Below are 9,803 nucleotides of genomic sequence, written 5' to 3'. Positions count from 1 at the left end.
GCGCCCGCCCCAGCCGTTATAGGCTTGCCAGGTGGTGTCGGAGGTCTGCAGCAGAACGTCGCTCGTGCCGCCGTCGTCGCGCACGATGAAGGGGATCTGGTTGGTGGCGCCGTTGTCGGTGCGCACCAGCTTGGCCAGATAGACGCCCGAGACGGCGTCGGCCGGCGTCGCCCAGCTGGCGCTGACCGACCAGTTGCCGGCGTCGACGAGGCCGCGGGAGTCGGTGATCGGGTCCGGTTGCCGAATGCCGGTGAGGCCGTTCAGGGTGGTGACCAGGGTCGCGCCGTCGCCACCGTAGTAGCCGAGCCGATAAATCTCGATGCGGTAGGGCGCCGTCGCGCTCTGGCCGACATTGAGGTTGATCTTGAACGAGACCGTGCTGCCGTTGTCGACGCTGAACTGGGTGGCGAAGCCTTCGATCTGGTTGCTGCTGGGCGCGTCCCAGACACTTCTGGGCGTCCCCGGCTTCTGGTTTTCAAGAACGATCGGGTTATCCGCCACCGTTCGCCTCCTGTGCGCGCCGGGCCGGGGTCGTGTCCACGTGACATCACTGTGTGAAGGCGGCTCGACCCGAAACGCTCGCCTACTTTGGTGGGGGCCGTCGTATCATTTCATGGGTTTCGAGTGGGATGGCGGGGTCGCCTCGGCGGTTCCCGTCGATGGCCCGACGTCGTCGCCCGACGAACCGGCGCGCGTCCTCGCGGCGAGGCGCAAGGCAGGCCGCGGACGGGATTGGCGCCTCAGTCGGGTTCCTTGCGGCTCGACGAGGACGATCCGCCGATGCGGCCCGCGCGGGCGGCCAGTTCCCGGTTCTGGGAGAAGCTGCGTTTCCCGGGCGGCACGCTGGCGCCGCCACGAGCGGCGATTTCCCGGCGGCGTTCCGGGCTGATGGCGGCGAAGCCGCGCTTGGCTTTGGGCTCTTCCGCGTCGAGCGTCATGGCGGTCTCCATCCGATGACTGAATTGGCCCGCACGCCTGGAAGCGATCCATCTCTTATGTTGGTTCGAAGACCATTTAGGAGGAAATGGGGACTGGACCCCGGCGAACTCGGCGACCGCGGCGGCCGGGTTAAAACGGTCGGGCCCTTCGCGGGCGCGTATCGGGTCGCCGGCGCAGCAGAAGGCGGTTGCAGTAGGCGTCCACCATCGGCGCCTCGATCTCGACGGGGGCGTAGCGGAACGCGAATACGGGCAGCAGCGAATACTGCACCTGGAGCATGAGGCGCGGGCTGATGGTCGGACGGTCGCCACAGTGCACCCCCAGGGTGTCGGCCATGAAGGTGGTGCCCATCGGACCCGTCACGGTCGCTATGTTGTGGGCCCCAAAGCGCGCTTCAATTTCGAGCCGTGTGTAGGCCCTCATGGTCAATCCGAAGGCGGTGTCGTGGGATCTTCGGACGAAGGTGTGCGGGCCCGAACCGGCGTCGACGTCCGATAGGTAGATGAAAAGCTTCAGGAAGCGCCAGTCGTCGACGTCGCGGTGAAAGCTCTGAAACCGGGTGACCTCGCTGCTGAACGGGAAGGTCCAGCGCACGCCGAGGCTGGAAATCGTCGGCTTGCAGCCCAGGTAGTCCGCCGCGATCCGCAGAACCCGCGGCGCGTTCACCAGCGTCAGCAGACCGGGACACGCAAGGACGGTCTCCAGGCTGTAATCCGCCACGGCGGCGCCGGCCGGCGTCTGTTCGACCGGGTGGCGCCCGCCGTCTGGCGTCGCGACCATGTTCCCGTGGAAATAGTCGGCGATCCGCTTGATCTCGACCCGCGGAACGAGTGGCGGCAGCATGGCCAGCCCCTCCTTCCTGAGGTCGGCCAGCGCCGTTTCAGACGTCCTGTCGCGTGGCCAGATCACCGGCCCGCCCTGTCGCGCGCGCACGGTCGCGGCGATGAAAAACGACAAGGCGCGGCGGACCATGGGCGCCGTCGCCATTCGCTGTCCGTAATAGAGCAGCGCGCGTCGCGCCTGGAACCCGGGCCCAGGCGTGAGCCGAGCATAGGGGATCATGGTGTCCTCGTGGTGTCCTCGTGGTGTGATGCGGCATCTCGTCCGGGGGGCGGAATAGCGCCTTGTTGCCGGCCGCCGATCCATCATTCGACATGGTCCTGATCGTCCCAGTGTCCTTACTCATGAGGTGCAAGCGCTCGACCATTCAGCGGCGAGCGGAGATCTGGGGCGGCGCCACACGAATGCTGGCCCGGGTCGCAGTGGTGAAAGGGGCAGGCATTGGAAGGTCGACTGTCGGGCATCTCCGCGGACGCCGGCGGGCCGTCCGGACGACGGACCCGCAAGATCAGCGTCGCACGCCATTGGAAGAAGCTCGGCGTTGTGAGCTGGCTCTGCGCGGTGATGATCCCGCTAGCCGCCGGCGCCCAGCCGGTCGCGGACGTGGGCCGGCCAGCGGCCGTGTCGACGGCGGCCGATTACCTCATCGGGCCGGGCGACCTCCTCCAGATCTTCGTCTGGAAGAACCCCGACCTTTCGGTGGAGGCGCCGGTCCGGCCCGACGGTCGGATCACCACTCCCCTGGTGCCGGACATCCAGGCGCAGGGCCGCCGGCCGACGGAACTGGCCGCGAACCTCCAGCAGGCGCTCTCCAACTACATCCAGGAACCGGTGGTCACCGTCGTGGTGAAGAACTTCGCGGCGCCGGGTAATTCGGCCGCGGTCCGCGTCATCGGGGCGGCCGTGACGCCCAAGACGGTCCCGTACCGGGCCGGGCTGACCGCGCTGGACGTGCTGATCGACGTCGGCGGCCTCACCGTCTTCGCCAATGGCAACGGGGCCAAGCTGTTGAGGCGCGAGAACGGCGCGTACCAGTCCTACCCGCTGCGGCTCAAGGATCTTGTCCGGTCGGGTGACCTGAAGGCCAACGTGAACCTGATGCCGGGCGACATCATCCGCATCCCCGAACGGATGTTCTGAGGTGGTCCGTCGGCCTTCAACACCGACCGCGCCGGTGTCCAGGCCGGCTTCGAGAGAGTGATGGCTTCCATGCTCGATCCCCTGTTCGCGCTCATCAAGGAAGAAAGCCGCCGGATCTGGTGCTACCGCTGGCTGGTGGCCGCGACCACCTTGGTCCTGTGGGGCGGCGCGGCGACCTACGTCCTTAGTCTTCCAAGCGTGTACGACGCCTGGGGGCAGATCTACGTGAACGGCCAGACGCCGCTCGCCGCCACCGCCGAGGGCATGTCCCTCGTGGGGGGGGGCTACGGCAGCCCCTACGTCGTCCAGAAGACGCTGCTCAACGACGACAACCTCGCGAAGGTCGTGCTGCGGATGGATCCGACGGCGGCGTCGAAGGGCAAAGCCGCCTTCGAGGTGGAAATGAACCGGCTAAGGCGCAAAATCCACTTCGCACGAGACCCGGGAGAGGATTTCGTCGAGCTTCATGTCACGGATACGGACCCGGCGCGCGCGCGCGACCTGGTGCGGTTGCTGTTGAACCAGTTCATCACCCGGAACGTGGATCGCGCTCAAGCCGACCTCGGGCGGGCCGGACAGTTCCTCGATGGGCAGGTCGCCGCCTACGACGCGATGGTCGCCGCCTCGCAGGTCAAGATCGCCGAATTTCGGCGAACCCACCCCGCGGTCGCGGCCCTGTCGGCCACGGCGGTCGACAATGGCCTTGCGGCCCCAAGGTCGGCGCCCGCGACCGTCGCCCAGGCGGCTCCCGCGCCAAGGTCATTCGCCGCCGCCAGACGCGTGTCGGAGCTGGAGTCGCAACTCGCCGTCCTGCGCTCCGCCTACACCGAACAGTATCCAGACGTGATCGCGACCCGCCGGCAGCTCGCCCAGGCGCTCATTGCGCGCGACCTGGAGGAGAAGGCGGCCCTGACCGCCGCGGCCACGTATCGACCGCCGGTCCTGCTCGGGGGATATCCGCCGCGGCGGGCCATGCCCGCCCCGCTTCCGCCGGCGGTCGCTTCGGAATGGAACAATTTGCAGAGAAACGACGAGGTGCTTCGCAGCACCTACCAGCAGCTGCTCGGCAAGCGCGTCGCGACCCACATGTCGCAGGCCGTCTACGGCGCCGACGGCGCCGGCAAGTATCAGGTCACCCGGGAGCCCACGGTCCCGACGGTCCCGATCGGGCCGAACCGCGCCCTCTATCTGGCCCTGGCCGGGCTGCTCGCGGTCGGCGGCGGCCTGGGGGTTGGGTGGCTGCGCGCCGCGACGCAGAGCATATTCGTATCGACGCGCGAGCTGGAGCAGGCTGTACAGCTTCCGGTAATCGGCACACTGTCCTGGGAGCCCGCATGGAACACCCGGCCGCCCCGGCCGCCCCGGCTGGCGCGCGTGCGTGGAAGAATCGGCGGTGGGACGCCGAACCCGCCCGTCATCCTGAAATCCTATCGTACAACCTGGGACAGCCAGCCGTGAGTAACATGCCTCAGCTCCTGCCGAGCCTCGCCGCGACGGACTCAAGGGCCGTGACGGCCAACAACCGCGCGACGCCGCTGGTCCAGAAACTGTGGACACGCGCCGGAGAGCTGAAGCGGGTCGGCGTGGTCAGGACCCCCCGCTTCGACGAATCCCGCACGCGCGAGGAGTTCCGGGTCCTGAAGCGACATATGATGGCGCGGATGGAAGCGGACGCCGGGCCCTATGATCCACGGACGATCCTGATCACCAGCGCCTCGCCTCAGGAAGGCAAGACCACGATGGCCCTCGGGCTCGCCTTGAGCTTCATGTTCGAACATGACCGTCGCGTCGTCCTCATCGACGCGGACACGGGCAGTTCCGAGCTCTCCACGCGCATGAAGCTCGGCGACCAGCTGGGACTCCTCGACTACCTGGACGACGAGGCTCTGGAGGTCAGCGACATCCTGTACCCCACGAGCGTCCGGGGCGTTTACGCTGTCCCGTTGGGGCGGCCCCGCATAACGGCGCCGGAGCTGATGGCCAGCCAACGCATGCGACGCCTGCTCGAGACGCTGCACGACGGAACCGAGGAGCGGATCGTGATCATGGACTCCGGCTCGGTGCTGTCTTGCAGCGCGACCGTCTCGCTGGCCAAGCATGCCGGCCAGATCCTCTTCGTCGCGGCCATGGGCCAGTCGAAGCGGGCCGAGGTCGATGAAGGGCTGGGCATCCTGCATCGTCAGGCCGGTCCGATTGACGAGACGCGCGTCGCGCTGGTGTTCAACAAGACCGACCGATCGCAGTCGCCCGTTCGCTATTCCAGGCGGCATTGAGCCGGCCTGTCCGGGGGGAAAGGCAGAACATGGTTCTCGAAGACCTGTCGCGGCGGACAGAACATCCGGGTGGCGCCTGGGCCGGGCTCTTTTGCGCGACCTGCCTGGCCCTGACCGGCGGCGCCGCGCGCGCCGCCGAGCGCGCCGCCGAACCCGCCAGTCAACGCACCCTCACGATCACCCCCACCTTGGGCGTTCAGGGCGTGTTCACGGACAATGCGAACGTCGCCGCCGCCGACGGAAGGTCGGACTTCATCCTCCGCGGTCTGCTCGGCCTGGACGCCAAGCTCACGACCAGCCGCGTGACGGCCCGGGTCGTCGGCGAGGCGTCCTACGACGCCTATTCGCGCCTGTCGGAACTCAATGGATGGTCCGTGGTCGGCAACGGCAGCGCGAACCTGCAGCTGATCAGGAACACCCTGGCCATCGAGGCCGACGGCGCGATCACCAATGGCAACGTCTCCACCTTCGGCGCTCCCGCCACCCAGCGCCACGGGGTCGGCGGCCGCGTCCGGCTGACCACCTACGCCGTGGGCCCGCGCCTGACGATGACGGGGGGCGAGCATGTCGACGTCGCGGCGGCGGCGCGTTTCTCGCAGGTCTTCTACAGAACGGAGGGGCGCGGTTCCAACCGGCCGCTGCCGGCGGACGACAACATCGTCCAGTTGGTCGGCTCCGTTGGCACCGGCGCGCGACTGCGGCGATACGAATTTCTGACCTCTGGCGAGTTCGTCAAGGACGACCATGGCTACAAGACCGCCAACGCGGTCCAGTCGGTGTTCGTCGGGCTCGGGCCGAAAGTCCGCCTGATCACGCGCGCCGGTTACGAGCGCGTCTCGCCGCTGGGCCTTGCTCGCATCAGCGCGCCGATCGCCAGCGCCGGGCTGGAGTTCAGCCCGAACCCGCGTTCGAAGATCAGCGTGGAGGGCGGCAGCCGATACCACCGCGCCACCTGGGCGGCCGAAGCCAATCTCCAGGTTTCGCGGACCGTGGAGCTGACCGGCGCCTATTCGAAAACGATCCAGCCGGGCCAGGTCGCCGTGGCCAGGTCCTTCCGCGAGTTCGTCGAACGCAGCACGCAGCTGCAATCGGCGGACGCGCCGGCAGGCTTCACGTTCGAAGGCAACCTCTACGGCGAGACATCGCTGTACAGGTCCGGCGAGCTGCGCGCGGTCTATACCGGCGCCACCGATTCCGTGACGGCCTCGGGAAGCTGGGCGAACAGGACCTTCCTGCGGGCGGGCGGCCGCGACCGGACCTTCATCGGCCAGTTGGCCTACACCCGGCGCCTTCGACCGGACCTCGCGCTCACCCTCGGAACGAACTACGCCCACACCTATGAGAGCCCGCTCTATGGGGCGAGCAAGACGTACGGCTTCTCTGGCCGCCTGGACTACAAGATCAATTCGAGGACCGATTTCGACGCCCGCTTCGACCGGACTCGAAGCCGGCAGCTCTTCCCGGGCGGCGAACGGATCGCCGAAAGCGTCGTCTCCTTCAGCGTCAGGAGGGCCTTTTGAGCCACCTGGGTCGGAGAGCGGTCGCGCCGACCCAGGTCGTCAACGGCCTCTCCGTCGATGTGGAGGACTACTTCCAGGTCCAGGCCCTGGCCTCCATCTACCCCCGCGCGGATTGGGAAGGGTGCGAGTCCCGGGTGGAGCGCAACACCCAGCTCATTCTCGACGTGTTCTCCGAGGCGGGCGTCAGGGCCACGTTCTTCACCCTGGGCTGGATCGCCGTCCGCCACCCTGGCCTCGTGCGCCGCATCGCCGACGCCGGCCACGAGGTCGCCAGCCACGGCTTCAGCCACATCCGGGTGGACAGCCAGACGCCCGAGGACTTCCGCGACGACGTTCGCAGGTCGCGCCGGGTGCTGGAAGACATCGCCGGCGTGCCGGTGCGGGGCTATCGCGCCGCCACCTTCAGCGTTGGGCCGCACACGCCCTGGGCGTGGCGGACGCTGGAGGAGGAAGGCTATGCGTACAGTTCGAGCGTCTATCCGGTCGCCCGGGACTTCTATGGCGTTCCGGACGCGCCGCGCACCGCCTACCGGCCCGACGGCGCCACGACGCTTGTCGAGATTCCAATCTCCACCGTCCGGTTCGGCGCCCGCAACTGGCCCTGCGGCGGCGGCGGCTATTTCCGGCTGCTGCCCTACTGGCTTTCCCGCGCCGCCATCGACCGCGTGAACCGCGTCGATGACATGCCCGCCGTCTTCTACATCCATCCCTGGGAACTGGACCCCGGACAGCCGCGCGCCAGGGGCGCGCCGCTCAAATCCCGCCTGCGCCACTACACGAACCTGTCCAAGACGCGCGACCGCCTGGTCCGGCTGGCCCGCGACTTTCGCTGGGACCGGATAGATCGCGCCTTCCATCTGGCCGGAAACCCTTGATGACGCCGTCCGCCGCGCATCAATGGGACGCGTTCGTCCTCGATCACCCCGGCGCCACCTTCTTCCACCGGTCGGCATGGCGCGAGGTGGCCAGCCAGGTCTTCGGCCACCGGGCTCACTACCTGACCGAACGCCGCGACGACGGAAGCCTGGCGGCGATCCTGCCGATGGTGGAGATCCGCAGCCGGTTTTTCGGTCATGCGCTGATCTCGAACGCCTTCTGCGTCGGCGGCGGCCCGCTCGCGGCGGACGCGGATGCGTTCGCCGCCATCCTGGAGCAGGCCGAAACGCTGGGACGGAAGCTGGGGGTCGACTATGTCGAGTTGCGCGATGTCCCGGTGGCCACGGAAAGCTGGCGCGCGAGCGCGGATCTCTATGCCGGCTTCGCGGGTCCGATCGCCGCGGCGGAGGACGAGAACTTCAGGCAGATTCCCAAAAGGCAGCGGGCCGTCCTGCGCAAGGCCTTTGAGCGCGACCTGACCACTCGCGTCGAGACCTCTCCTCGGGTGTTCTACCAGCTCTATTCCCGGACCATGAGGGACCATGGCACGCCCGCCTTGCCGCCGCGGTTTTTCGAGCGGCTGTTCTCGGTGTTCGGATCGGATTGCGAGATCCTGACCGTGAGTTCTGGAGGCCGTCCCGTCAGCTCGATCCTCAGCTACTACTTCCGTGGCCGGGTCATGCCCTACTATACCGGTTGCCTGCCGGAAGCGCGCGGCCTCGGGGCCAACGACCTCATGCACTGGACCCTCATGCGTCACGCCGTGGAGCGCGGCTGCACCACCTTCGATTTCGGGCGCAGCAAGGTCGGAACGGGTCCCTACGACTTCAAGCGCCACTGGGGCTTCGAGCCACGGCCGATCACCCATCAATACCGATTGCTGAAGTCCAAGGTCCTGCCGAACGTCAATCCGACCAACCCGCGCTATGCCGCGCTGATAAGGGCCTGGCGGCGGCTGCCCCTGCCGGTCGCCAACGCCATTTCCCCCATCCTAAGCCGCGACCTGGGCTGAAGGCGGCCCGACCGCGTCGGCGATGAGCCGGTCCATCGCCTCGAGTTGGGTGTCCCACCGATGGTGGCGCTGCACGAACCGCCGGCCGCAGGAGCCCAGGTTCGCGGGCGCGACGCCCAGCAACACGTCCGCGACCGCCATCGCGAAGCCGTGGGCGTCCGCTCCCACCAGAACATCGCGCCCCGGCTGGGCGGCGATGCCGTCGAGAGCGTCTGGCGTGGCCACGACGGGACGTCCGGCGGCAAGGCCTTCGAGCACCTTGTTCTGGATTCCGCGGGCGATACGCAGCGGCGCGACCACGACCGCCGCCCCCGCGAGGTAGGGCCGGACGTCCGGCACCGTCCCGGTCACTTCGACCCCCGGCGTCGCGCGCAGGGCCAACACGCGCGCGGCGGGCGCCGCGCCGACGATGCGAAAAATCGCGTCGGGCCTGCGCTCACGGACTTTCGGCAGGATCTCGCGCACGAACCATTCGGCGCCGTCGATGTTCGGCTCGTAGTCCATCCGCCCGCAGAAGACGATCGCCGGTTCGACATTCGGGTCCGGAATGACCCCGAAACAATCGGCGGCGACCCCGTTGGTGATGACGTGCAGCTTGTCGGCGCCGTCCGGAAGGAGCTTCGCCAGCAGCCGCCGTTCGGTTTCGGAGACCAGGATCCCGGCGACCGCCGCGTCGAGCGCGCGCTGCTCGAAGCGGATCAGCCGTCGCGCCTCGGCGGCGTAGATCCAGCGCGCGGGGGCCGAGGCGCGTTCGGCGTAGGCGCGCCACTTCTCGGCGTCGGCGTCCACGAAATCCACCACCAGGCGCGCGCCGGGTCCCATCCGGCCGACGACGTACTGGGCCATGGCGGATGAAAAGACGAAGACCACGTCCGGGCGGACCTCCCGCAGCACGTCCTCGATCCAGCGTTCAAGCAACGGATGCCGGAAACGCGCCACGCTCAGGGGCGCCCCGGACACCGCCGCCCAGGCCATGTTGCCGGCGCGGCGAAAGCGGTCGAGAGGGGCGAAGCAGGCGTCGCGACAACTGGCCTTGGCCAGCGGCAGGCACCGCAGGTCGGCCAGGTCGTCCGCCCCCGCCCCGAGCCAGACCTCGTGCCGGGCGGCGAGATGCTCCAGGAGATGGAACGCCCGGATCTTGTCGCCCTTGTCGGGCGGGAAGGGCACGCGGTGTGCGAGGAACAGAATTTTCGCCATCGGGGG

Annotated in this window: 10 protein-coding genes; 6 read left to right on the top strand and 4 right to left on the bottom strand. The window is 68.3% G+C overall.

Annotated elements, in window-relative coordinates:
* The 3 genes from PMI01_RS10445 to PMI01_RS10435 all read right to left on the bottom strand — a co-directional run.
* Positions 1-501 (bottom strand): N,N-dimethylformamidase beta subunit family domain-containing protein (locus tag PMI01_RS10445; protein ID WP_007667846.1); only part of this gene is annotated, 501 nt, incomplete at its 3' end.
* Between the two features lie 239 nt (positions 502-740).
* Complete coding sequence (locus PMI01_RS10440) at positions 741-938, bottom strand: hypothetical protein (protein WP_007667844.1); 198 nt, start codon at positions 936-938, stop codon at positions 741-743.
* Positions 939-1,068: 130 nt separating this feature from the next.
* Complete coding sequence (locus tag PMI01_RS10435) at positions 1,069-2,001, bottom strand: hypothetical protein (RefSeq protein ID WP_007667841.1); 933 nt, start codon at positions 1,999-2,001, stop codon at positions 1,069-1,071.
* Between the two features lie 219 nt (positions 2,002-2,220).
* Between PMI01_RS10435 and PMI01_RS10430 the strand changes: the two genes are divergently transcribed.
* From PMI01_RS10430 to PMI01_RS10405, 6 genes are all read left to right on the top strand, one after another.
* Positions 2,221-2,919: an XrtA/PEP-CTERM system exopolysaccharide export protein gene (locus PMI01_RS10430; protein WP_238537037.1), complete on the top strand. Its 699-nt coding sequence runs from the start codon at positions 2,221-2,223 to the stop codon at positions 2,917-2,919.
* 69 nt (positions 2,920-2,988) lie between these two features.
* Positions 2,989-4,377, top strand: coding sequence for a hypothetical protein (locus PMI01_RS10425; protein WP_157223733.1), 1,389 nt, complete (start codon positions 2,989-2,991; stop codon positions 4,375-4,377).
* Positions 4,378-4,427: 50 nt separating this feature from the next.
* On the top strand, positions 4,428-5,192 hold the full coding sequence (locus tag PMI01_RS10420) for a chromosome partitioning protein (protein WP_238537036.1): 765 nt from the start codon (positions 4,428-4,430) through the stop codon (positions 5,190-5,192).
* Positions 5,193-5,221: 29 nt separating this feature from the next.
* Positions 5,222-6,712, top strand: a complete 1,491-nt coding sequence (locus PMI01_RS10415) for a TIGR03016 family PEP-CTERM system-associated outer membrane protein (RefSeq protein WP_007667829.1) — start codon at positions 5,222-5,224, stop codon at positions 6,710-6,712.
* On the top strand, positions 6,709-7,587 hold the full coding sequence (locus PMI01_RS10410) for an XrtA system polysaccharide deacetylase (RefSeq protein WP_007667827.1): 879 nt from the start codon (positions 6,709-6,711) through the stop codon (positions 7,585-7,587). Before PMI01_RS10415 ends, PMI01_RS10410 begins: the two co-directional genes overlap by 4 nt.
* Entirely contained in the window at positions 7,587-8,600 is a 1,014-nt protein-coding gene (locus tag PMI01_RS10405; RefSeq protein ID WP_007667818.1) for a FemAB family XrtA/PEP-CTERM system-associated protein, read from the top strand. The genes PMI01_RS10410 and PMI01_RS10405 overlap by 1 nt, the downstream gene beginning before the upstream one ends.
* Here PMI01_RS10405 and PMI01_RS10400 read toward each other — a convergent pair.
* A complete protein-coding gene (locus PMI01_RS10400) occupies positions 8,580-9,797 on the bottom strand; it encodes a TIGR03087 family PEP-CTERM/XrtA system glycosyltransferase (protein ID WP_007667816.1) in 1,218 nt (405 codons plus the stop codon). The two genes, PMI01_RS10405 and PMI01_RS10400, sit on opposite strands and share 21 nt — an antisense overlap.
* Positions 9,798-9,803: the final 6 nt, after the last annotated feature.

It is taken from the genome of Caulobacter sp. AP07, from assembly GCF_000281955.1.
Classification (GTDB): domain Bacteria; phylum Pseudomonadota; class Alphaproteobacteria; order Caulobacterales; family Caulobacteraceae; genus Caulobacter.
This window is presented reverse-complemented; position numbering and strand designations above follow the sequence as displayed.

What these genes read in the sequence shown, in the direction of transcription:
- PMI01_RS10440 (WP_007667844.1), bottom strand. Translation starts at nt 938, where the DNA reads ATGACGCTCGACGCGGAAGAGCCCAAAGCCAAGCGCGGCTTCGCCGCC.
- PMI01_RS10435 (WP_007667841.1), bottom strand. Translation starts at nt 2,001, where the DNA reads ATGATCCCCTATGCTCGGCTCACGCCTGGGCCCGGGTTCCAGGCGCGA.
- PMI01_RS10425 (WP_157223733.1), top strand. Translation starts at nt 2,989, where the DNA reads ATGCTCGATCCCCTGTTCGCGCTCATCAAGGAAGAAAGCCGCCGGATC.
- PMI01_RS10415 (WP_007667829.1), top strand. Translation starts at nt 5,222, where the DNA reads ATGGTTCTCGAAGACCTGTCGCGGCGGACAGAACATCCGGGTGGCGCC.
- PMI01_RS10405 (WP_007667818.1), top strand. Translation starts at nt 7,587, where the DNA reads ATGACGCCGTCCGCCGCGCATCAATGGGACGCGTTCGTCCTCGATCAC.
- PMI01_RS10400 (WP_007667816.1), bottom strand. Translation starts at nt 9,797, where the DNA reads ATGGCGAAAATTCTGTTCCTCGCACACCGCGTGCCCTTCCCGCCCGAC.